Source organism: Gillisella vitis (assembly GCF_001541345.2).
Taxonomy (GTDB): Bacteria; Pseudomonadota; Alphaproteobacteria; order Rhizobiales; family Rhizobiaceae; genus Allorhizobium; species Allorhizobium vitis.
In genome coordinates, this window is record NZ_LMVL02000004.1 from 269,636 (window position 1) to 291,192 (window position 21,557).

Genomic DNA, 21,557 nt, shown 5'->3' on the forward strand with positions numbered 1-21,557 from the left:
TCAGAGACAGCCGCCGCCTTCTGGGGAAGATACCCATCCCTACAGATACCAGCACCCCAAGACACCATCGCGGAAATTCAGACATTCATGCTGCCAGATCTCTCATTCCTGCTTGCCGCTATTCCCGCCGTCGTGCTGGTCGGCCTGTCCAAGGGCGGCCTGGGCGGCGCTTTCAGTCTGCTTGGTGTGCCGATCCTGGCGCTCGTCGTGCCGCCGATGACGGCTGCGGCAATTTTCCTGCCGATCCTGCTGGTCATGGATATGGTCGCCCTGCACGCTTGGCGCCACCACGGCGACTGGCGCACTTTTTTCCTGCTTCTGCCCGGCGCCATTGCCGGGATCGCCTTTGGTTGGGCCACATCGGCGCTGATCCCGGCTGACGCCATGCGGCTGGTGCTCGGTGCCATTACGGTGGTGTTTGCCGGACGCTATTTTCAGCGCCGCCTGCGCGGCGAAGGCCATGATGCACGACCGGCAAAACCGCAGCGGGCCGTGGCTGCAACCGGATGGGGTACGCTGGCCGGTTATGGCAGCTTTGTCGCGCATGCTGGCGGCCCGCCGTTTGAAATCTATGCCCTGCCGTTACAGCTCGATCCAAAAACCTATACCGGCACCAGCGTGCGGTTTTTTGCCTGCCTCAACGCCATCAAGGTCATTCCCTATATGGCGCTCGGCCAGCTGGATTTCAGCAATTTCACCCTGTCGCTCAGCCTGCTGCCGGTGGCACTGCTGTCCACCATGGCCGGAGCCATGGTGGTGCGGCGCATGAAGGCGCAGACCTTCTATCCGCTGATCTATGCCATGACGCTGATTGCCGGACTGAAACTGTTTTGGGATGGTTTATTTTTCCTGTAATACGATGAGCCATTGAAGATGCGGCATCCTATTGCTTTTGCAAACATCTCAAGACTTGCGATAAGATATTTGCCACAGAAGGGGATTGCAAAATTGACGACAATCAAAATCCCGATAAAATTGCATTTTCGCATCGCACAATTGCGCTTGCCGGATGGCAGGATGTATCATAGCCTGCGCATATGACGACAATCGATCCATTCTCGGCTATTGCCGATCCCAACCGACGCCATTTGCTGGAAGAGTTACGCCGTGCACCCCGCACGGTGAACGATCTGGCCAAGGGCCTGCCGATCAGCCGGCCGGCCGTCTCACAACATTTGAAGGCCCTGCTGGATTGCAATCTGGTGACCGTCGCCACCCAGGGCACCAAGCGGATCTATTCGGTCAACAATTCCGGCTTCAACCGGCTGAACCTGTGGCTGGACCAGTTCTGGAATTGACGGTGGGATCGATTAGGGTCGATTAGCGCACGGACCGTGCCTGACAATAACGCCGTGCCAATTTCGTCATGGCAGGCGCGAATATTTCGTTCCAGACAGCGGCTCTCAGCAGTCTCTATCGTTTATAGCACCGCGCGTTTTATAAATCGTACGGAGCGATTCCACTCCCGAAAACAGCCCAAGAAAAAGGCCCCGAAGGCAATCGGCGCTTCGGAGCCTGGTTTCGCTCAAGAGCGGCAATGTTTTGGCGCTCCTGGATTATGGAAAGAGTATCAAGACAGTGGCGGTAACGCTAAATCACCGTGCGTTTTGTAAAACGCACACAGTAAGTGAGACAAATAATCCGCCACCTGACGATGCAAAGGGCCTGTTGGCTGTCTGAAATCCTTAAATCGGGCCCGATTTAAGGAGGCATCATCCAGCCTTTAATGTCGTGTCGACTTCAGGCGCTCCATTTCATCCTTGAGGCGCAATTTGAGGCGCTTGAGTTCCAGAATTTCCTTGTCGTCGGTCGAGGGAGAGGAAAGGGCGGCATGTAGTTTCTCCTCCAAAACTCCATGCTTCTTGGCAAGCGATTCAATATGAGCCTGAATGGTCATTTGATTCTATCCTTCCTTTTCAACCTCCAGCATCCATCGCTGGAGCTTCTTGGTTTGCGACAGCAGTGTGACACGATCGATCGCCGATGTCTAAGGCGAAAACCTGAATTTATGAGGGCAATTTCATGTTGGCACAGGTGACGCTTTCCACCTCGGGTCACTTCCGTGCGTTAGGCCTCTCTAAATGCAAAGAAAATTGATGCGCATCAAGACGCACCCGATCCCGATGAAATTATGCGAAAGGGCTAACTTCCCGTTACCGACGTTTGGTGATAGGAGCTTGCGCCATTCCACCATGCATCAGAAATAGATGCAGCCAGCGACAAGATGGGGACAGACGGATGCCGGATCAGGACCACGCGGATACAAGGCTTCAACTCGCACGCCTTCGTCAGGAACACGAGGATTATGATGCTGCGATCAACGCCATGGTTCAGGTCGGCTGCGATGCCTTGCGGATCCAGCGGATGAAGAAGAAAAAGCTTGCCATCAAGGACAGGCTGACCAAACTGGAAGATCAGCTCATTCCCGATATCATTGCCTGAGAAAAGGGTGCCGCCGATGCAGGATGAAAGACCGCCCGTCGCCATCATCATGGGAAGCCAGTCCGACTGGGAAACCATGAAGAATGCTGCCGATACCCTGGACGCACTTGGCGTCAGCTACGAGGCCCGCATCGTCTCGGCCCATCGTACCCCCGACCGCATGGTCGCCTTTTCAAAGGGTGCCCGCGACGAAGGCTTTCAGGTGATTATCGCCGGAGCTGGCGGCGCCGCCCACCTGCCCGGCATGGTCGCCTCGATGACGGCGCTTCCGGTTTTCGGCGTGCCGGTCCAGTCAAAAACCATGTCCGGCCTCGACAGTCTCTATTCCATCGTGCAGATGCCGGCCGGTATTCCAGTCGGAACGCTCGCCATCGGCCGGGCTGGCGCCGTCAATGCCGCACTGCTCGCAGCCAGAGTTCTGGCCTTGCAGGATGCCGATCTCGCCGACCGGCTGGACGACTGGACCGACAACCAGACTGCCGCCGTTGCCGACTATCCCACCGACGAAGCTCCCTGAGGCTTATAAACTGTACGGATCACACGCGTGAAGACCATTGGAATTATCGGCGGCGGCCAGCTTGGCCGCATGCTTGCCATGGCCGCAGCAAGGCTGGGGCTGAAAACCATCGTGCTGGAACCGCAGGCCGACTGTCCGGCCGCCCAGGTTGCCAACCGGCAGATCATCGCCGATTACGCTGACGAGGCAGCCCTTGCCGAACTGGCCGCCCACTGCGACGTGGTCACCTATGAATTTGAAAACGTGCCGGTCGCCGCCGCCGAAGCCCTGGCGCGCACCGTGCCGGTCTATCCCCCTGCCAAGGCACTCGCCGTGTCCCAGGACAGGCTGAGCGAAAAGCGCTTCCTCAACGACAATGGCATTGCCACCGCCCCATTTCGCACCGTCGACAGCCAGACGGACCTGGAGCAGGCATTGGCGGAATTCGGCGGCGAAGGCGTGCTGAAAACCCGGCGCTTCGGCTATGACGGCAAGGGCCAACGCGTCTATCGCAAGGGGGACGATGCCAGCGGCGGCTATCAGGCACTGGGTGCCGTGCCGTTGATTCTCGAAGGTTTCGTGCCGTTCGAACGGGAAATCTCGATCATCGCCGCCCGTTCGATATCAGGCGAAATCGCCTGCTACGATCCAGCCGAAAATATTCACCGCGACGGCATCCTGCACACCTCCACCGTGCCTGCGTCGATTACGCCGCAGACCGCCGCTGCCGCCAAAAGCGCTGCGGAAAAGCTGCTGAACGGCCTCGATTATGTCGGCGTGGTGGGTCTCGAACTGTTCCTGATGGCCGATGGCAGCCTGATCGCCAATGAAATGGCCCCCCGGGTCCACAATTCCGGACACTGGACGGAAGCTGCTTGCGTGATCTCGCAATTCGAACAGCATATCCGCGCCGTTACCGGGTTGCCGCTGGGCGATCCGGCCCGCCACGGCGATTGCGTCATGACCAATCTGATCGGCGACGACATTGAGGCTGTTCCAGATTGGATGGCGAAATCCGGTGCGCTCGTCCATCTCTATGGCAAGGCTGAAGCACGGCCCGGCCGCAAAATGGGACATGTCACCGAGGTCAGGAACCGGGAATAACCTGCCATCAACGGGCAAAATGCCTGGTTTTCCGGTTGACATGCCGGGTTAAGCCGGGGTATGTGCCACCAACCCTGAAACAGCGCGCCCAGCGGTGCGTTTTTCGTCGATATACATCCCGGCGGAACCAGACGGTTCCCTGGCAACCATGCGGATCTAAAAATGAAGATCAAGAATTCGCTGAAAGCGCTTAAGGCACGTCACCGCGACAACCGTCTGGTTCGCCGCAAGGGCCGCGTTTACATCATCAACAAGCAGAACCCGCGTTTCAAGGCCCGTCAGGGCTGATCGAAATCTCTCCTGCGGGAGAGCGGCATCACCTCGCTGTGATGTCTGGACTTCGGTAAATCGCAGAATTCGGTTTGAAACAGAGCGCATGCACGGTAGATTACCTGCATGCGCTCTGTTCGTTTGTTCACTCACCTGATTCTCACGGCCTGTATTCTGGTTGCCAGCGCCCTCGCCGGGCCTGCCGGCAAGACGTTTGCGCAGGACATCACTTTTGCGCAGGACGGGCCAGACGCGGCACCCAGCCAGCCTATGCCGCCTGCCCTGCCCTTCACGCCGGACCTTCAAAAGCCTGAGCCGAACCATCCTGAGACGGGTGAGCCGAGAGCGGACAAGGATGGCCAGCCGCCGTTATCTCCACAGCAAGACCCATCTCCGCAGCAGGGCGAGGTTGAACGCCTGGAAGACCGCAGCGACACAGCGGCGCTGTCTGGCAAGCCGGCGGACGAATTGCTGACCCAGCTGAGACGCGAACGCCAGCCGGGAGCCGCCAAGGCGATTGCCGCTGCCGTGATGGCGGATTGGTCGAATTCCGGTAGCCCCACCGTCAATCTGCTGATGCAATGGGCCGACAAGGCGATCAAGGACAAGAAAAACGCCGCAGCACTGGACTTCCTCGATCAGGCGATCGTATTGCAACCCGATTATGCCAATGGCTGGGGTCACCGCGCCAGCCTGCATTATAGCCAGGGCAATTACCGCAAGGCGATTTCCGATCTCAATCACGTCTTGGCCATCGAACCGCGCCATTTCGGCGCGCTGGAAATGCTCGCCAATATTCTGGCAGAGACCGGTAGCGACCAAAAGGCGCTGGAAGCCTGGCAGCGCTACCTCGCCATCTATCCCGCCGACCGCGCCGCCCAGAGGACCGTGACCGAGCTTTCCGAGAAACTGGCAGGCGCCCGGACATAATTATGATGTGCGAGGGACATCCAACGCGATTTGCGGAGATGGATGGTGGAATGCGCAAAATCGAAGACTATCTACCTTTCACGCTCCACCGCGCCCTATGCTCCATCAAGCAGCTGAAAGACGCTGCTGTTTCAAAAATTTTCTGTGTCAGTTCACCCTATAGCGAGTCGGCTTCATGAAATGACGCAGCAGGAACCCATATCCCATGCCTGCAATCTTGATCCTTGTCATTATCATTACACCTCTGATTGTAGCCTGGTTGTTTTCCACAGTCAAAATAAGACAGATCACTGACGACAATCCGAATATTGGCACGCTCGTCCCGATAAGAGACAGCCACCTCAACCTTCTGCATATTCCGGCATCTGAAAGCGCCGATCTGCCGCCGCTGCTGTTCATTCATGGCGCCAGCGGCAATCTGCGCGATCAGGCCGAGGCCTTTCGTCCGGCACTTGAGGGACGCGCGGATCTGATCTTCGTGGATCGGCCGGGCCATGGCTATTCACCGCGTGGCGGACCGGAAAACAACACACCCGATGGCCAAGCCAACGCCATTGCCGAGGCCATGGACGCCCTTGGCCTGTCACGGGCCATTATCATCGGCCATTCCTTTGGCGGTGCTATTGCGGCAAGCTTTGCTGTTCTCCATCCAGAAAAGACGGCGGGTTTGCTCTTTCTCGCCCCTGCCACCCATCCGTGGCCCGGCGGTGTCGATTGGCATTATCATCTGACCGCAACACCAATCATCGGCCCCCTCTTTGCCCGCACCCTTGCGCCCCTGGCAGGGCTTGCCAAGATGGATGGGGCCATCGGGGCAGTCTTTGCTCCCAATCCAAGTCCGGATGATTATATCGCCCGAACCGCCCCTACCCTGGTTCTGCGGCCCAGCACCTTCCGTCACAATGCCATCGACGTGTGCGGCTTGCACACCTATGTCACCCGCATGTCACCTCGCTACCCGGAAATACGGACGCCCACCGTGATCGTCACCGGTGACCGTGATGCCATCGTTCTGGCTGATATTCACTCAGTCGGTCTTGCCCGCGACATTGCAGGCGCCGAGCTTATCTGGGTGCGACATTTAGGACACAAGCCGGACTATTGCGCCACAGACCTTGCCGTTGCCGCCATTGAAAAAATAGCCGGCCACGACCGTGATCTTGGGTCTTTGGCCAGGAAAATCGGTGACGCTCTTGAAATGTCAACAAACTGATAAAATTGACAGCTACTTAAGAGCTCGATAACCACCGACATTGGCTATCTACAACCAAGAGGATTGTGTTGTTGACATCACAATCAAATTGGCGCAAAACTATAGGCATAATAACAAACCAATTTAGAACTACAATATTATCAAAGACGAATTTATAGTCTATTTATATTTCTGAGTTATTAAATAATTTATAAGTAATAAAGTCGCCCCTCCCAAGGCGGCTTTATTATTTTGATCTATCGATATTACGAGGGAATTTTTATAAATTCCTAATATTAGGAAATACTGCATAATCCCGCGAAGCGATGGAATTTCACAATGGAATGGTGCCGTAGTCTCAAAGCATGACGGCAGCGGCCCTGGATTTTAGAAAACCCAGGACACGTCATCTATTGCTGTTCCCACCGGATTTTACCCAGATCGAATCGCAGGTTTCAGCCCGCTCAATCGCCCTCTGGCAGAGCCATGTGACGAAAAACGCCGCCCGTCATCCATGACAAGCGGCATTAGAATTTCTCGGATACATGGACGGTCAGAACGGTCACTGAAGGTGACCCCTCACATTCCCTTTTAAAATACCTCTACGGCATAAGGGCCTTCAAGGCGAGGATACGTCAGCATCTTCGCCTTGCGGGGCTTAGCAATGTCAGACGCCAGACAGGCCATCCGGACCGATATAGGCGATGCGCAGCATATTGGTGGCGCCTGGCGTTCCCAATGGCACACCAGCGGAAATGATCACCCGGTCGCCCGGCTTGCCAAACTCTTCCGAAACCACGATGCGGCAGGCCCTGTTGACCATATCATCCAGATCGGTTGGCTCTTCGGAAACGACGCAATGCAGGCCCCAGACCAGCGACAGACGGCGGGCCGTCTGAACCACCGGCGATAGCGCCAGAATCGGCACTTCCGGACGCTCACGCGAAGCGCGAAGCCCGGTATTGCCTGACGACGTGTAACAGACGATGGCCGTCAACTTCAGGGTCTCGGCAATCTGGCGGGCCGCCAGCGAAATCGCGTCAGCGCCGGTTGCTTCCGGCTGCGGGCGCTGGGCATAGATAATGCCGGGATAGTGCGGTTCGCGCTCGATGGTGCGGGCAATCGACGCCATGGTCGAGACCGCTTCGACCGGATACTGGCCGGAAGCAGATTCAGCCGACAGCATGATGGCATCGGCGCCTTCGAACACGGCTGTCGCCACGTCGGAGACTTCGGCACGGGTCGGAACCGGCGCTGAAATCATCGATTCCAGCATCTGGGTGGCCACGACCACCGGCTTGCCTTCACGGCGGCAGGCGCGAATCAATTGTTTCTGGATGCCGGGAACGGCCTCCAGCGGCATTTCCACGCCAAGATCGCCACGCGCCACCATCAGGGCGTCCGACAGTTCGATGATCTCGTCGATCCGTTCCAGCGCTTGCGGCTTTTCGATTTTCGACATCAGCCCGACCCGTCCGCGGGCGATCTTGCGCACCTCGGACAGATCCTCGGGACGCTGGATGAAGGACAGCGCAACCCAATCGACGTCATTGGTGGCCAGAACAGCATCCAGATCGGCGCGGTCCTTGTCGGTCAGCACGCCGGTGGCGAGGATCGTATCGGGCAGGCTGACGCCCTTGCGGTCGGAAATCTTGGTACCGGACACAACGCTACAGACAATGGTCTTGCCGTCGCATTTTTCAGCACGAAGATGCAGCTTGCCATCATCGATCAACAGGCGATGGCCAACCTTGACGGCCTCAAGGATTTCCGGATGCGGCAGATAAACCCGGTTTTCATCGCCAGGGGCCTCGTTGCTGTCGAGGGTGAAGGTCTGGCCGGGCTTCAGTTCCACCGAGGTATTGGCAAATTTGCCGACCCGCAGCTTGGGGCCCTGCAAATCGGCGAGAATGCCGATCGGACGCCCGCAAGCAGCCTCGACATTGCGGATACGCTGGATCAGCGTGCGCATCACATCGTGGCTGGCATGGCTCATGTTGATACGGAAAAGATCGGCGCCAGCCTCATGCAGCTTGCGGATCATGGCTTCATCTTGCGAAGCCGGTCCAAGCGTTGCGAGAATTTTGACTTTGCGGTTACGCTTCATTGCTTCTGGCCTTCCTGCGTGCCGGGCGTGTCGGACAACTGAACCATCCAGCTCCCCTGGCGGCCCGTGTCATATTCCTTGAAACCCATTTGCTGGTAACCGCGCTTGAAACAATCCCCGACGCCAACGATCTTGAACTCGTTTTCCGCCACACACATGTTGACATTGCCGGTCCAGCGGCCACCACGGGCGGCATCTTCTGCGTAGAGATAATAGTAGCGCGATTTCAGCTCGCCTTCGATCAGCGTTGCGCAGGTCGAAGCGGGGACTTGCCACCAGCCCTCGCTGATCCAGCCTTCCGCCGCCCGGTAGCCAATGGCCACGCCGACGAGATTGGCCGAACCATTGCAAACGCGAAAATCCGCCTGCGCGGGTGCGGCATAAGCAATCGGTGAAAATACAATGGTCAAAAACAGGCCGAGACGTGCAAGACGCCCGGAACCTGTAACGGAAGAGAGTGTGTTGGAATGAGGCACGGCTTCCGACGGAACTCCATTTTTCTGTGTTGCCTTCTTGCGACTATGGACCAAGAAAGTCAACGCAAGTCTAATCGATTGTAATCCCCACGTGGATGATGAGGGGTGAGTTTGACTGTATGGTGACGCTAGCACGCTTCTAAGCGAACCAGATCCTTCTCGCACCGCAGGCCTGAACCGCAATAGCAGATATCACACGAATGATCATAAGGCGTTAAGCGACATTGAAGCATCCTTTTAAATCCGCCTGCCGCAGAATTCCTTAAATCCAACCCGATTTAAGGAATTCTGCGGCAAATTTGAAGTGCGACGGCATCTTTTGTGCATTTGATGAAACCCGTAAGTCTCAAGCCTTGAAAAACAGGGGATAATCCTGCTTCTGCGCGGCAACCGGTCCAAATTCGACCCAGGAGCCCTCTTAGAATAAAAAGAGATCTCCTAGAATAATCGGCGAAAGATGCTTCACACGCATCCCCCATAATAGCCAATCCCATCACATAAATGTGTCAGCCATGAATGACTTCAAACCCTATGAGACGATAGCCGGCGACAACAGCCTGGGCCTCGTGCTGCTTGCCGATCACGCCATGAACCGGCTGCCTCCGGCCTATGGAACACTCGGCCTGCCCGATAGCGCCTATCAGCGGCATATCGCCTATGATATTGGCGTGGAAAGCCTGACCCGCCAATTGGCGGCGCGGCTCGGCGTGCCTGCTGCCATGTCCTGTTTTTCCCGGCTACTGATCGACCCAAACCGGGGCGAGGATGACCCGACCTTGGTCATGAAGATTTCCGACGGCGCGGTCATTCCCGGCAATCACCCGATCAGCGCGCAGGAATGGCAGTATCGGGTGGAAAACTTCCATCGGCCTTACCACCATGCTGTCGAACGCTTGTTGACTGAGACCGCAGCTGCCAGCGGCAAGGCACCGCTGGTGCTGTCGCTGCACTCCTATACGCCTGCCTGGAAGGGCGTGCCCCGCCCCTGGCATGCCGCCGTGCTCTGGGACAGCGATGAGCGCGCCGTGCGACCGCTGATCGACGCGCTCAGTCTGCCGGGGGACATTCTCGTCGGCGACAATGAGCCCTATGACGGTGCTTTGAAGGGCGATACACTCTACCGCCATTGTATGATTTCAGGCATGCCCCATGCGCTGCTGGAAGTGCGCCAGGACCTGATCGGCGACGAAGCCGGCATCGCCGCCTGGGCAGACCGGCTGGAGCCGATTTTTGCCGCATTGAACGGCGATCCTGCCCTTCACGAATGGCGGCAATTTCCATCCCGCACCGGACCTTACCCGGCCTTCGAAAAATGATCGGACAAGAGATGAGCGAACTGACCAAGGAACAGCAAACCGAACTGGAAGCAGCGGCCTTTCGCCGTCTTCTGGCGCATTTGCGTGAACGCAGCGATGTGCAGAATATCGACCTGATGAATCTGGCCGGGTTTTGCCGCAATTGCCTGGCCAATTGGTATCAGGACGCCGCCGACGCCAAGGGGGTCGAAATGACCCGCGACGAGGCGCGCCATCACGTCTATGCAATGCCCTATGAGCAATGGAAATTGCGGCATCAGAAACAGGCCAGCGAGGCCCAGAAGGCGGATTTCGAAGCCTCACGCCCCCAAGACGAGCCTTAAGAGCAGCTATAGAAATAGCACCGGAGACGGATAATTTTACCCAGCCTTCCTCACGACATCATGGAGGTTTCAAGGTATTATCCAATCCCGACAAGGTTTTACCTGATATTTCGCAGACCCATCCGCCTAGGCCCGGGGCTTTGCGCCATGCAAAAGAACTTGACGTGGCGCAGAGTTCACGGCACGTCACCCCCACTCAAATGACCATCCCCAGCAAGGAGATCCCCATGTCTGATGCTCATGGCGTCGCCCGTGACCAACTTCGCGCTTTTGTCGAGCGCATCGAACGCCTTGAAGAAGAAAAGAAGACCATCGCCGACGATATCAAGGACGTCTATGGCGAAGCCAAGGGCATGGGCTTCGACACCAAGATCCTGAAAAAGGTTATCGCCTTGCGCAAGAAGGATGAGCAGGAGCGGATGGAGGAAGACCTGATCCTCGACACCTATCTTCATGCGCTGGGAATGATCGAGAACCCGCCAGAAGGCTGAAACATCGGACCGGAAGTTTAGAACCGGCCTTCGGAAACCTCCGGTCCGCAAACAAAAACTGCTACAGCGCCATGCGCCTATATGGCGCACAAAGGTTCGCTGTAGCGCTTTATATCTGCTGCATAATTTTCTCTCTAAACCAATTCCCGTTTAAAGAATTATGCAGTAGCCCCCTCTTTAGGGGCCTGAACAGCTTCTCCCTCTTGAAAAAATGCGACGGGAGATGCGAGACCAATAAAGCCTTTACCTGAAGATAGGAAAAAAACCGCGGTTACGCGGGTTTTTTATGTAGGCCAGTCCGAAGGAAGGCTCGATATACTTACCGGACCGCGCCGAAGCGGCCTGGATCGATGGCCTGGGCGCCGGGGGTAAAGCCGGTCTGCGATGCCTCGACCGGTGCGGTGATGGCCTGGGTCACCACACGGCCACCGCGACCGGCTTTGTTGGGAACGGGATTTGCCGAAGGCTCAATCCGGTTCTTGTTCATCGCCCATTGCGAAATCATCGTGCGGGTCAACTCGGTGCCACCCGTCAGACCACGGCTGGCTGCATCCGCTTCACTGGGTCCAGGGCGTCCGCCCTTGACAGGAAGCGAAGCTTCACCTGCACGGCTTGCCGATTTGGGCTGGTCAAAAACATCGCCAAACTGGCCCGCACTCGGCTTGGCGCGGGACGGCTGCGCAAGCGAAGCAACCTGTTGCTGGCCCTGAGTAGAGGTTTTAGCTTGAGCGGGAAGCGGTCCCTGGGTGAGAACGGCGACGGCTTTCGGCTGCACCGCCGGGACGACGACAGGCTGAGGTCTCTCAGTGGGAGCCGCTGGCCGAACTTCAGCAACCGCTGGAGCAACGGAAGGCGCTGGGCGGTCACGCGGGATCACCACGGTCTTCAGCGGCGCGCCATCCTGGCTCTGTTGCAGTGCCTCGGCGGCAGCTGGAGAGAGCATGGCTTCTTCGACCGTGGACGGCTCGTCGCTCACCTGTGGACGCTGTTGCGGCAGAGTTGCCGCCATGGCATCGGCAAGCGCCGGACGGCCAGCTGGGACCGGAATATGCTGGGCAATAGGGTTACTATCATCAGGCGATCCAAGCGACGCGGTCATGACAGGCTCGGCGTCACCCTTCATACCACGTGGCCCAAGCAGGGTCGGCACGGGAACCTTGTATGCGGCCAAATCTTCATAGCCGCTTTGCTGCGCGGAAGCGTCACCCGACGGATTGCCCGCAACTTTCTGCAGAGCATCCTCGGCAGCATTGCGCCCGCCAGGAGAATAAAGCGCCACAGCCAGACTATCGTCACCCTGGCGCAGGGAAGGACGCGATTGCGGAACGGGAGCAGCGATATCAGGCGCTGCGGAGGCCACAGCCACAGGCATCGGACTGGTTGGCGTTGGATTGGTCAGCTCGGCAGGTCTTGGCGTGGCGGCGGGAGCCGATGCCCGCACCGGTGCGGCTGGGGCTGAATCTTCGTCGCCCTCGTCCTCATCACCGCTGCCAAACAGCATGGCCATCAGATTTCGCGGCCTGCCGCGCGGCGACGATTTATTATCCGCCATCAATATTTGTTCAGACCCCAGTCGTTTCTTATATTCCTCCATCGCCACCTGATAGCCGGGAAGCGGCTTGCCGTCGGCGGGAATATGCAGGGTCTTGCCATCGGGGAACATTCGTACCAGCTCGCTGCGCGGAACGCGCGGCCAGGAGCGGACGCCCGCCACATCCATATGCACGAAAGGCGAGCCGGAATTGGGATAATAGCCCACGCCGCCCGCCTGGAATTTCATGCCGATATCACGCAGGCTTTTCAGCGGCACGCCAGGGATGAAGAAATCCATGGCGGTGCCATTCATGTGCTGGCTTTCCTTGGCGACGCCGGAAGAGCGCGAACGCAGCATGGCATTGGTGGCCGGTGAGCGATAACCGGAAACGACATAGATATAACCGCTGGCGCCCGCCTTCTGATAAACCGACCAGACGAGGTCGAACAGGCGCGGGTCCATCTTGGTCGCTTCGTTGCGACGCCAGTCGCGCACAATATTGTTGAGCTGCTGCAAGCCCTTGGGATCGTAACGGCCATTACGCTTGAAGGTGATTTCCTGCTTCTCGCCGGTATGGACGAAAAGGATTTTCAGCGAGCGCGTTTCCGCAGCAGCAGAACCGGTCGTGGCATAAAGGGCGGAAAAGGCGATCGTCATCAGGACCAGAGCCGTCAGGAACAGCTTGGATATGTTCGCCCAAATCATGGCCGTGCGGTCAACCCGCCCAGGCCCTGAGGGCGATACAAATGCACCAGATATCCGCAAAATCCGTCCCCGTCAGAAAAGTCACATCGCTCGTTTATCACATGACTGTGAAATACGGTATCCACATGGCAATTTTGCCACATCGTTCAAATTGATTCATATATGGTGAACCAATTCATAACAACCCATTGACAACCAGTAATCAATCATCCTTACCCGGGGGTTAACAACTATCGAACCAGCAGGCGTTTCTGCGGGACACACGATATTGTCATCCCGCACTGTCCGATGCGAAAACCGGCGCCCTTATAGCCCAAAATGCCAACGCCGCCCACCCTTTCAGGTGCGCGGCGTGTTCAAATCTTCAGCCGGGCGCTGAAACAAACCCGGATATCACCTTTTTCAGGCAGCGTGCTTCTGCGGATTATCCGGGTCGATCCCGTAATCCTTCAGCTTGCGATACAGAGTCGAGCGACCGATTCCCAGCTTGCGTGCCACCTGGCTCATCTGACCCCGATAGAATTTCAGCGCGAAACGAATCAGTTCTTCCTCGATTTCCGCCAATTGCCGGACATTGCCGCTCTCGTCGATGCTGACGATGACATTGTCCAATGCCACCGGGCGCGGATCCTCGGCGCGGGGGGCCGGGAGCCGGTCGATAAAGGCCAGTTCCGGCCGGTCTGCGCCGCGCGGCGCCACCTGTTCCGGCTGGCTTTCCGCCGTGCCCGGTGCGCCCGTCCAGAATTTCTCCTGTGCCAGACCACCTGGGATCTGTGCGAGGATCTGCGGGAAATCGCTTTCCGTCAGATCCGTGCCTTCGGCCAGAATCACCGCCCGGTAAATGGCATTTTCCAACTGACGAATATTGCCGGGCCAATCGAAGGCCGTCAGCAGCGCAAGTGCGCCAGCACCCAGCGACAGGGTACGGGTCAGACGCTGCTCCGCCGAGAACCGTTCGGTAAAGGCGCGCGCCAGGAAGGGAATGTCCTCCTTGCGGCGGCGCAGGGCGGGAATGGTGATGGGGAAAACGTTCAGGCGGTAATAAAGATCTTCGCGGAAGCGGCCAGCCTTGACCTCTTCGATCAGATCCTTGTTGGTGGCCGAGATCAGCCGCACATTGACCTTCTGGGTCTGGCGGGCGCCGATAACCTCTATTTCGCCTTCCTGAACGGCCCGAAGCAGCTTGACCTGGGTATCGAGCGGCAATTCGCCGATCTCATCGAGGAACAGCGTGCCGCCGTCGGCCTCGGCGAATTTGCCGATATGGCGTTCGGTCGCACCGGGGAAGGATCCCTTTTCATGGCCGAACAGAATGCTTTCCACCATATTGGCGGGAATGGCAGCGCAATTGACCGTGACAAATGGCCGCGAGGCGCGGTCGCTGCCCGACTGGATGGCCCGAGCGACCATTTCCTTGCCAACGCCCGATTCGCCTTCCAGCACCACAGGGATATTCGACTGGGCCGCACGGCGCGACAGGTCGATGACCCGGGTCATGGCCGGGCTTGCCGAAATAATATCGGAAAAATGCACAGCCCCGGTGCGTGACCGGCGTGCAGGCCGCGTCTTGGCGTCGCGCTGGTCGACACGCAGCGCATTGCCAATGGCCGATGCGATTCGCTCCGGCGAGACCGGCTTGACGACGAAATCAAAGGCGCCAGCCCGCATGGCTTGCACCACAGTATCGATGCCGCCCTGACCGGTCTGGACGATGACAGGCACTTCCGCCTCCTGACCGCCGATGGCGACCAGAAAATCGAGGCCGGATACGCCCGGCATCATCAAATCCAGCAGGATGACGGAAATCTCCGCCTTATGCTGACGGAAATAGGCAAGGCCTGCCTCTCCGTCCTCGGCCAGATGGGCAACATGCCCCTGGCTTTCGACAGCGGCCTTCAACAACCGGCGTTGAACCGGATCGTCATCGACAACGAGAATATGAGCGGTCAATTTTAGCTCCCCGAGTCCTTATGGCGTCTGGCGCCGGTTGAAACAATGGACCATGTCCGTAAGCGGCAGGATCAAAAACGCGATCCTGTTCCAAATTCGGCCTTTCCGAACCCGGCCTTTTCCGAACCCGGCCACAACCCCTGGAAATGCTTTGCATTCCAGAGTCCCTCAGCAAGCAAAGGCTGTAACCGTCGTCCTTGTCCCGCAAAATGCCATGGAGTTTTGAAAAACAGGTTCCAACATTTGCTAGGATTTTATCTATAGCCCGCCAAACTGTCCGCTTCGATACAATGCCTTAAAAAAAAGACTGCAAAAAGCCAGGGAATCCCGGCCTTAGACACAGTCCAATTCCTCCGTGCCTCGATTTTGTCAAATATCGGCACAGACGTCTTTTTCCTAAAATGCCAGATCGACGGGTAGAATGGCAAGCGCTGAAATGCACAGAGATCTGCCATATGCTGTTGTCGGGCGCCTTCGCCATGCTATGACTGGGAATATCTCATGCCAAACGCATCGGACCGGCGCCTGTTCCATTTTGGTGACGGCGCGGCCCGAAAGACCTCAAGGGTGCCATTATGCCTTTCAGCCCCGTTAACCAGACCCGCCTTACGGCAGCCGAATCCGCAAACGTATCAGCGCTAAGCCAAGGCCTCGGCACGCTGCCCGAATGGCAGCTCACCGATCTTTATCCAGCCCCCTCCTCGGATCTGTTCAAGGCCGACCTCGCCAAGGCCAGCGAGATGAGCCTGGCCTTCGAGACCAAATGGAAGGGGCGGCTGGAAGATGCCGCCACCAAGGACGCAGATCAGGGATTGGGTGCCGCGCTGAAGGAATTCGAAGACCTCGAAGACCTGCTCGGCAAAATCGGCTCCTATGCCGGACTTTATTATTATAGTGAGATGACCAAGCCTGAAAACGGCAAATTCTTCGGCGATGTGCAGGCCAGGCTGACGGAACTTGCTGCCCATCTGCTGTTTTTCACCCTGGAGCTGAACCGGCTGGACGATGCGGTGATCGATGCCGCCATTGCCCGTGACCCGGCCACCGCCCATTACAAGCCCTGGCTGATCGATCTGCGGCAAGACAAGCCCTACCAGCTGGATGACAAGCTCGAACAATTGTTTCTGGAAAAATCCCAGACCGGTTCGGCGGCCTTCAACCGGCTGTTCGACGAGACCCTGGCCAGCCTGCGGTTTGAGATCGACGGCGAACAACTGACGCTGGAGCCGGTTCTGACCATGTTGCAGGAGGCCGATCCGAGCTTGCGCGAAAAGGCGGCCATGGCGCTGTCCAAGACCTTCAAGGACAATATCCGGGTTTTCGTGCTGGTCACCAATACGCTGGCCAAGGACAAGGAAATCTCCGATCGCTGGCGCGGCTTTGCCGACATTGCCGATAGCCGCCATCTGTCCAACCGCGTCGAGCGTCCGGTGGTCGATGCGCTGGCGGCTGCGGTGCGCGATGCCTATCCGCGCCTGTCGCACCGCTATTACAAGATGAAGGCCAAGTGGCTGGGTATGGAGCAGATGAATTTCTGGGACCGCAACGCCCCCCTGCCCGACAGCATCGACCGGATCATTCCTTGGGACGAAGCCCGCCAGACCGTACTATCGGCCTATGGCGGCTTTGCGCCTGACATGGCTGAGATTGCCGGACGTTTCTTCGATGGCGGCTGGATCGATGCGCCAGCCCGCCCCGGCAAGGCACCCGGCGCCTTTGCCCATCCGACCGTGCCGTCTGCCCATCCCTATGTTTTGGTCAATTATCTCGGCAAGCCGCGCGACGTGATGACGCTGGCCCATGAACTGGGTCATGGCGTGCATCAGGTTCTCGCCCGCGAACAGGGCGCGCTGATGTGCCAGACGCCGCTGACGCTGGCCGAAACCGCCTCGGTGTTCGGCGAGATGCTGACCTTCCGGGCGCTTCTGGAAAAGGCCACGGATGCGCGTGAGCGCAAGGCCATGCTGGCCCAGAAGGTCGAGGACATGATCAACACGGTCGTGCGCCAGATTGCCTTCTACGAATTTGAGCGCAAACTGCACACCGCCCGCAAAGAGGGCGAGTTGACGGCGGAAAAGATCGGCGAACTGTGGCTATCGGTGCAGGAAGAGAGCCTTGGTCCGGCCATCAAGGTGTCCGAGGGCTATGAAACCTGGTGGGCCTATATACCCCATTTCATCCATTCGCCCTTCTATGTCTATGCCTATGCCTTTGGCGATTGCCTGGTCAATTCGCTCTATGCCGTCTACCAGAATGCCGAACAGGGCTTCCAACAGAAATATTTCGACCTCTTGAAGGCGGGCGGCAGCAAGCATCATTCCGAGCTTCTCGCGCCGTTCGGTCTGGATGCCACCGACCCATCCTTCTGGGCCAAGGGCCTGTCGATGATCGAAGGGCTGATTGACGAGCTGGAAGCGCTTGACGCCAAAGTCTGAACGGACAGATCGAGCCAAGATGGCGAAATCCGAACCGTTTCAACCGTCGATCCTGTTTCGGAATGACAAAAGCGGTGAAACGCTGGTGTTTACCGATCCGGTGGATATCGTCGTCGCTCGTCGGGGCGGTGACGTTCTGCCGGCGCTTGCCCAGTTGGAACGTGCCCGCAAGGAAGGCTACTGGCTGGCGGGCGCCCTGGCCTATGAAGCGGGCTTTGTGTTTGAAGACAAGCTGAGGCCGCTGATCCCTGATGGGCGGGACGTACCGCTCCTCCAGTTTGGCATCTTCAACGCGCCAGCCGATCCTTCTCATCCGCTGGGACACCCACATCACCCCGAAAGCAACACCCACCTGCTGGAAAACCCGGTTGCAGCCTGGGATTTCGAAACCTATCGGCAGCAGTTTGAAACCCTTCATCGGCATCTCAGGCATGGCGATTGCTACCAGGCCAACCTGACCATGCCCATCGAGGCGGCCTATCGGGGCAGCCCTCGCGACGTCTTCTGGTCACTGATCGCCCGTCAGCCGGTCTCTTACGGCGCGCTGGTGGACCTGGGCGGTCCGGCCATCGTCTCACGCTCGCCGGAACTGTTCTTCAAGGTGGACGGCGACGGGTTTATCGAGACCCATCCGATGAAGGGTACGGCGGCCCGCGGCTCTGACGATGCCGAGGACGAGGCAATCAAGGCGGCAATGCTGGCCGATGAAAAGACCCAGGCCGAAAACCGGATGATCGTTGACCTGTTGCGCAACGACATCTCCCGGATCATCGAGCCTGACAGCCTGACAGTGCCAAAACTGTTCGACATCGAGACCTATCCGACCCTGCATCAACTGGTCAGCCATGTGCGCGGCAGGCTTTTGCAAGGAATTGGGCTTGGCGACATTCTTGAAGCCTTGTTTCCCTGCGGGTCGATTACCGGCGCACCGAAGCTCGCCGCCATGCAGATCCTGCACCGGCTGGAGGTCCAGCCCCGCGATATCTATTGCGGCGCCATCGGCTTTTGCGATCCGGCAGGCCCCATGCAGTTCTCCGTTGCCATCCGCACCCTGACTTTATTTGATCAACCGACCATTTCAGACCATTTCCCTGAGCAACAGGGGCTTTTCAAAAGCCGCCGGGCGGTTTTCAATGTCGGTGGCGGGATTGTTTTTGATTCGAAGCCTGAACAGGAATATCAGGAATGTCTGCTCAAGGCGCGCTTTGCGGTAGGTGATCAATGGATTTCACGCTGATTGAAACGCTCCGCTGGGAGCCAGGCCAGGGCTTCATCAGGCTCGACCAGCATTTGCGGCGCCTCTCGCGCTCCGCCGATGCGCTGGGCTTTCGCCAGCCGATCAAGCCCGAAGCGGCATTAAAAGAAGTGGTGAGTGGCGACACCCCGCTTCGCGTGCGCCTCGCCATGAATTTTCGCGGCAAGCTGGAAGCAGCAGCAGTTCGCTTCGAACCAATTGGCGAAAACACCATCTGGCGTCTTCGCATCGCCGAAAAGACCAGGCTGAATTCAGAGGACACGCTCTACCGCCACAAGACCTCGCGGCGCGATCCCTATGAGGCCGCCCGCGCCGAGTTTTCCACCGAGGAGGCCGATGAAGTTCTGCTGCTGAACGAGCGGGGAGAAATCTGCGAGGGCACGTTTACCAATGTCTTCGTGCAGGGTCTGGATGGCATGCTGATCACCCCGCCGCTATCCAGCGGCCTCATTCCCGGCATCCTGCGCGCCGAGCTGATCCGTGAACGCAAGGCCCGCGCCGATGTGCTGAAACCGGAAAGCCTGAATGGTCGGGCAATCTTCGTCGGCAACAGCCTGCGCGGCCTGATCCGCGCCGAACTGGTGGAAGAACAGCAGAGGGCTGTGGCGTAACACGGACAAACCATTTTTCTTCCAAATATCCTCGACTTGTACCGTACTGCCATAAAAGCTGTCTTCGCAGCGTCTTTATTCTGTCGTTGAATTATGCTCTAGGGAAGATACGGAACCCGGCCATATCAAAGCCGTGTTCGCAAATCATGCGCCTATGGCAAAACGGCCTTCCAAGGAGAAAATGAATGACCACCCAGACCTATCCGGTTTACGGCGAGATCACCGGTCCGATCGTGATGATCGGCTTCGGTTCGATTGGCCGGGGCACCCTGCCGCTGATCGAACGCCATTTCAAGTTCGACAAGAGCCGGATGGTGGTCATCGACCCGCGCAACGACGAGGCCGACCTGCTGGCCAAGCATGGCATCAAGCACATTCAGGCGCATGTCACGAAGGAAAACTACAAGGACCTGCTGAAGCCGCTTCTGACCGAAGGCGAAGGCCAGGGCTTCTGCGTTAACCTGTCGGTCGATACCGGCTCGCTCGACCTGATGAAGCTGTGCCGCAAGCTGGACGTGCTTTACATCGACACCGTAGTTGAGCCTTGGCTGGGCTTCTATTTCGACAAGAACATGAAGAACTCTGAGCGCACCAACTATGCGCTGCGCGAAACCGTTCGCCAGGAAAAGAAGAAGAACCCGGGCGGCACCACTGCCGTTTCCACCTGTGGCGCCAATCCGGGCATGGTCTCCTGGTTCGTCAAGCAGGCGCTGGTCAATATCGCCAACGAGATCGGCCTGAAATTCGACGAGCCCTCGGTCGATGACCGCGAAGGCTGGGCCAAGCTGATGAAGAAGGTCGGCGTCAAGGGCATTCACATTGCCGAGCGCGACACCCAGCTCGCCAAGACCCCGAAGCCGCTCAATGTGTTCTGGAACACCTGGTCGGTGGAAGGCTTCATTTCTGAAGGTCTGCAGCCAGCCGAACTCGGCTGGGGTACGCACGAAACCTGGATGCCGAAGAACGCCAAGAAGCACAAGAAGGGCTGCAAGGCGGCGATCTATCTGGAACAGCCCGGCGCCAATACCCGCGTGCGCACCTGGTGCCCGACGCCCGGCCCGCAATACGGCTTCCTCGTCACCCACAACGAATCGATCTCGATTGCCGATTACTTCACCGTCGAGAAGGATGGCGAAGTCGCCTATCGTCCGACCTGCCATTACGCCTATCATCCGGCCAATGACGCGGTTCTGTCGCTGCATGAAATGTTCGGCAATGGCGGCACCGCCCAGCCGGTCCTGCATGTTCTCGACGAAAACGAGCTAGTCGATGGCATCGACGAATTGGGCGTGCTGCTCTACGGCCATGAAAAGAACGCCTACTGGTATGGTTCGCGCCTGTCGCTGGAAGAAACCCGCCGCATCGCCCCTTACCAGAATGCTACGGGCCTTCAGGTAACCTCTGCCGTTCTGGCTGGCATGGTCTGGGCCATCGAAAACCCGAAGGCTGGTATCGTCGAAGCCGACGAGGTCGATTACAAGCGCTGCCTGGAAGTGCAGTCGCCCTATCTCGGCCCGGTCGAAGGCCATTACACCGACTGGACCCCGCTCGACGGCCGTCCCGGCCTGTTCCCGGAAGATCTGGACACCAAGGACGCCTGGCAGTTCAAGAATATCCTGGTGCGCTAAGCGCAACCAAGTGACGGACGGAAATATCCGTCTGCCAGGTTGAAACAATGGCGCCGCGCATTGAAAGACCGCGCGTCGCCGACACTGCCGTGTCACGCTTTTTATCCCGCTGTGGAACAACAATGCCGTGACTGTGTTCAAGTGCCCGAGAACAGGTTGGAAGCCTTGCTTTCACCCGATCTTCGCGGCATGGTCAGCAGGATAAAGCCTGATCGGCCCCGGCGGCATTTCAGGATGCGGATACCGGTTGTCATCAACCGGGAAGATAAAGAGCAAGAGGCCTCTCCGGTTG

Annotated in this window: 20 protein-coding genes; 15 read left to right on the forward strand and 5 right to left on the reverse strand. The window is 58.0% G+C overall.

Features of this window, described 5'->3' with window-relative positions; genetic code table 11:
* Window positions 1-87 precede the first annotated feature (87 nt).
* Window positions 88-855 (forward strand): sulfite exporter TauE/SafE family protein, encoded by a 768-nt coding sequence (locus tag ASB66_RS16040; protein ID WP_060718244.1) that lies wholly within the window; start codon window positions 88-90, stop codon window positions 853-855.
* A gap of 182 nt (window positions 856-1,037) precedes the next feature.
* Complete coding sequence (locus ASB66_RS16045; RefSeq protein WP_060718245.1) at window positions 1,038-1,298, forward strand: ArsR/SmtB family transcription factor; 261 nt, start codon at window positions 1,038-1,040, stop codon at window positions 1,296-1,298.
* A 425-nt stretch (window positions 1,299-1,723) separates the two neighbouring features.
* Here ASB66_RS16045 and ASB66_RS16050 read toward each other — a convergent pair whose 3' ends face one another.
* Window positions 1,724-1,897, reverse strand: coding sequence for a YdcH family protein (locus tag ASB66_RS16050; protein WP_015917059.1), 174 nt, complete (start codon window positions 1,895-1,897; stop codon window positions 1,724-1,726).
* A gap of 341 nt (window positions 1,898-2,238) precedes the next feature.
* Between ASB66_RS16050 and ASB66_RS16055 the strand changes: the two genes are divergently transcribed.
* From ASB66_RS16055 to ASB66_RS16080, 6 genes are all read left to right on the forward strand, one after another.
* On the forward strand, window positions 2,239-2,442 hold the full coding sequence (locus ASB66_RS16055; protein ID WP_041697050.1) for a YdcH family protein: 204 nt from the start codon (window positions 2,239-2,241) through the stop codon (window positions 2,440-2,442).
* Window positions 2,443-2,458: 16 nt separating this feature from the next.
* Complete coding sequence (gene purE, locus ASB66_RS16060; protein ID WP_015917061.1) at window positions 2,459-2,959, forward strand: 5-(carboxyamino)imidazole ribonucleotide mutase; 501 nt, start codon at window positions 2,459-2,461, stop codon at window positions 2,957-2,959.
* A 27-nt stretch (window positions 2,960-2,986) separates the two neighbouring features.
* Window positions 2,987-4,042 carry a 5-(carboxyamino)imidazole ribonucleotide synthase gene (locus tag ASB66_RS16065; protein WP_081089054.1) on the forward strand — a complete coding sequence of 352 codons (1,056 nt, stop codon included), beginning with the start codon at window positions 2,987-2,989 and terminating at the stop codon, window positions 4,040-4,042.
* Window positions 4,043-4,204: 162 nt separating this feature from the next.
* Window positions 4,205-4,330, forward strand: a complete 126-nt coding sequence (gene ykgO / locus ASB66_RS16070; RefSeq protein WP_003497670.1) for a type B 50S ribosomal protein L36 — start codon at window positions 4,205-4,207, stop codon at window positions 4,328-4,330.
* Window positions 4,331-4,438: 108 nt separating this feature from the next.
* A complete protein-coding gene (locus tag ASB66_RS16075; protein WP_234613021.1) occupies window positions 4,439-5,242 on the forward strand; it encodes a tetratricopeptide repeat protein in 804 nt (267 codons plus the stop codon).
* Window positions 5,243-5,447: 205 nt separating this feature from the next.
* Window positions 5,448-6,455: an alpha/beta fold hydrolase gene (locus ASB66_RS16080; RefSeq protein WP_060718246.1), complete on the forward strand. Its 1,008-nt coding sequence runs from the start codon at window positions 5,448-5,450 to the stop codon at window positions 6,453-6,455.
* Window positions 6,456-7,101: 646 nt separating this feature from the next.
* On the opposite strand, the gene pyk is transcribed toward ASB66_RS16080, so the two are convergent.
* Both pyk and ASB66_RS16090 read right to left on the reverse strand, forming a co-directional pair.
* Window positions 7,102-8,541, reverse strand: coding sequence for a pyruvate kinase (gene pyk / locus ASB66_RS16085; RefSeq protein WP_060718247.1), 1,440 nt, complete (start codon window positions 8,539-8,541; stop codon window positions 7,102-7,104).
* Complete coding sequence (locus ASB66_RS16090) at window positions 8,538-9,017, reverse strand: DUF1036 domain-containing protein (protein ID WP_041697052.1); 480 nt, start codon at window positions 9,015-9,017, stop codon at window positions 8,538-8,540. The genes pyk and ASB66_RS16090 overlap by 4 nt, the downstream gene beginning before the upstream one ends.
* A 512-nt stretch (window positions 9,018-9,529) precedes the next feature.
* On the opposite strand from ASB66_RS16090, the gene ASB66_RS16095 reads away from it, so the two are divergent.
* The 3 genes from ASB66_RS16095 to ASB66_RS16105 all read left to right on the forward strand — a co-directional run bounded on the left by ASB66_RS16095 (window position 9,530) and on the right by ASB66_RS16105 (window position 11,147).
* Complete coding sequence (locus tag ASB66_RS16095) at window positions 9,530-10,333, forward strand: N-formylglutamate amidohydrolase (protein WP_060718248.1); 804 nt, start codon at window positions 9,530-9,532, stop codon at window positions 10,331-10,333.
* Window positions 10,334-10,344: 11 nt separating this feature from the next.
* The gene (locus ASB66_RS16100; protein WP_041698200.1) at window positions 10,345-10,656 is read left to right on the forward strand and encodes a DUF1244 domain-containing protein; all 312 of its coding nucleotides are present in this window, start codon (window positions 10,345-10,347) and stop codon (window positions 10,654-10,656) included.
* A 227-nt stretch (window positions 10,657-10,883) separates the two neighbouring features.
* Window positions 10,884-11,147 carry a DUF2312 domain-containing protein gene (locus ASB66_RS16105; RefSeq protein ID WP_015917069.1) on the forward strand — a complete coding sequence of 88 codons (264 nt, stop codon included), beginning with the start codon at window positions 10,884-10,886 and terminating at the stop codon, window positions 11,145-11,147.
* 319 nt (window positions 11,148-11,466) lie between these two features.
* On the opposite strand, the gene ASB66_RS16110 is transcribed toward ASB66_RS16105, so the two are convergent.
* On the reverse strand, window positions 11,467-13,386 hold the full coding sequence (locus ASB66_RS16110) for a peptidoglycan L,D-endopeptidase MepK (RefSeq protein WP_060718249.1): 1,920 nt from the start codon (window positions 13,384-13,386) through the stop codon (window positions 11,467-11,469).
* A gap of 402 nt (window positions 13,387-13,788) precedes the next feature.
* Window positions 13,789-15,336 carry a sigma-54-dependent transcriptional regulator gene (locus ASB66_RS16115; protein WP_060718250.1) on the reverse strand — a complete coding sequence of 516 codons (1,548 nt, stop codon included), beginning with the start codon at window positions 15,334-15,336 and terminating at the stop codon, window positions 13,789-13,791.
* Between the two features lie 575 nt (window positions 15,337-15,911).
* On the opposite strand from ASB66_RS16115, the gene ASB66_RS16120 reads away from it, so the two are divergent.
* The 4 genes from ASB66_RS16120 to ASB66_RS16135 all read left to right on the forward strand — a co-directional run bounded on the left by ASB66_RS16120 (window position 15,912) and on the right by ASB66_RS16135 (window position 21,265).
* Window positions 15,912-17,771: a M3 family oligoendopeptidase gene (locus tag ASB66_RS16120; protein ID WP_060718251.1), complete on the forward strand. Its 1,860-nt coding sequence runs from the start codon at window positions 15,912-15,914 to the stop codon at window positions 17,769-17,771.
* A gap of 19 nt (window positions 17,772-17,790) precedes the next feature.
* The gene (locus ASB66_RS16125) at window positions 17,791-19,008 is read left to right on the forward strand and encodes an aminodeoxychorismate synthase component I (RefSeq protein ID WP_060718252.1); all 1,218 of its coding nucleotides are present in this window, start codon (window positions 17,791-17,793) and stop codon (window positions 19,006-19,008) included.
* Complete coding sequence (locus ASB66_RS16130; RefSeq protein ID WP_060718253.1) at window positions 18,993-19,637, forward strand: aminotransferase class IV family protein; 645 nt, start codon at window positions 18,993-18,995, stop codon at window positions 19,635-19,637. The genes ASB66_RS16125 and ASB66_RS16130 overlap by 16 nt, the downstream gene beginning before the upstream one ends.
* A 185-nt stretch (window positions 19,638-19,822) precedes the next feature.
* Complete coding sequence (locus ASB66_RS16135) at window positions 19,823-21,265, forward strand: homospermidine synthase (RefSeq protein WP_060718254.1); 1,443 nt, start codon at window positions 19,823-19,825, stop codon at window positions 21,263-21,265.
* Window positions 21,266-21,557: the final 292 nt, after the last annotated feature.

Bases quoted from the DNA above. Each gene is read 5' to 3' on its own strand.
- ASB66_RS16040 (WP_060718244.1), top strand. From the start codon at position 88: ATGCTGCCAGATCTCTCATTCCTGCTTGCCGCTATTCCCGCCGTCGTG.
- ASB66_RS16045 (WP_060718245.1), top strand. From the start codon at position 1,038: ATGACGACAATCGATCCATTCTCGGCTATTGCCGATCCCAACCGACGC.
- ASB66_RS16050 (WP_015917059.1), bottom strand. From the start codon at position 1,897: ATGACCATTCAGGCTCATATTGAATCGCTTGCCAAGAAGCATGGAGTT.
- ASB66_RS16055 (WP_041697050.1), top strand. From the start codon at position 2,239: ATGCCGGATCAGGACCACGCGGATACAAGGCTTCAACTCGCACGCCTT.
- purE (WP_015917061.1), top strand. From the start codon at position 2,459: ATGCAGGATGAAAGACCGCCCGTCGCCATCATCATGGGAAGCCAGTCC.
- ykgO (WP_003497670.1), top strand. From the start codon at position 4,205: ATGAAGATCAAGAATTCGCTGAAAGCGCTTAAGGCACGTCACCGCGAC.
- ASB66_RS16075 (WP_234613021.1), top strand. From the start codon at position 4,439: ATGCGCTCTGTTCGTTTGTTCACTCACCTGATTCTCACGGCCTGTATT.
- ASB66_RS16080 (WP_060718246.1), top strand. From the start codon at position 5,448: ATGCCTGCAATCTTGATCCTTGTCATTATCATTACACCTCTGATTGTA.
- pyk (WP_060718247.1), bottom strand. From the start codon at position 8,541: ATGAAGCGTAACCGCAAAGTCAAAATTCTCGCAACGCTTGGACCGGCT.
- ASB66_RS16095 (WP_060718248.1), top strand. From the start codon at position 9,530: ATGAATGACTTCAAACCCTATGAGACGATAGCCGGCGACAACAGCCTG.
- ASB66_RS16100 (WP_041698200.1), top strand. From the start codon at position 10,345: ATGAGCGAACTGACCAAGGAACAGCAAACCGAACTGGAAGCAGCGGCC.
- ASB66_RS16105 (WP_015917069.1), top strand. From the start codon at position 10,884: ATGTCTGATGCTCATGGCGTCGCCCGTGACCAACTTCGCGCTTTTGTC.
- ASB66_RS16110 (WP_060718249.1), bottom strand. From the start codon at position 13,386: ATGATTTGGGCGAACATATCCAAGCTGTTCCTGACGGCTCTGGTCCTG.
- ASB66_RS16120 (WP_060718251.1), top strand. From the start codon at position 15,912: ATGCCTTTCAGCCCCGTTAACCAGACCCGCCTTACGGCAGCCGAATCC.
- ASB66_RS16125 (WP_060718252.1), top strand. From the start codon at position 17,791: ATGGCGAAATCCGAACCGTTTCAACCGTCGATCCTGTTTCGGAATGAC.
- ASB66_RS16130 (WP_060718253.1), top strand. From the start codon at position 18,993: ATGGATTTCACGCTGATTGAAACGCTCCGCTGGGAGCCAGGCCAGGGC.
- ASB66_RS16135 (WP_060718254.1), top strand. From the start codon at position 19,823: ATGACCACCCAGACCTATCCGGTTTACGGCGAGATCACCGGTCCGATC.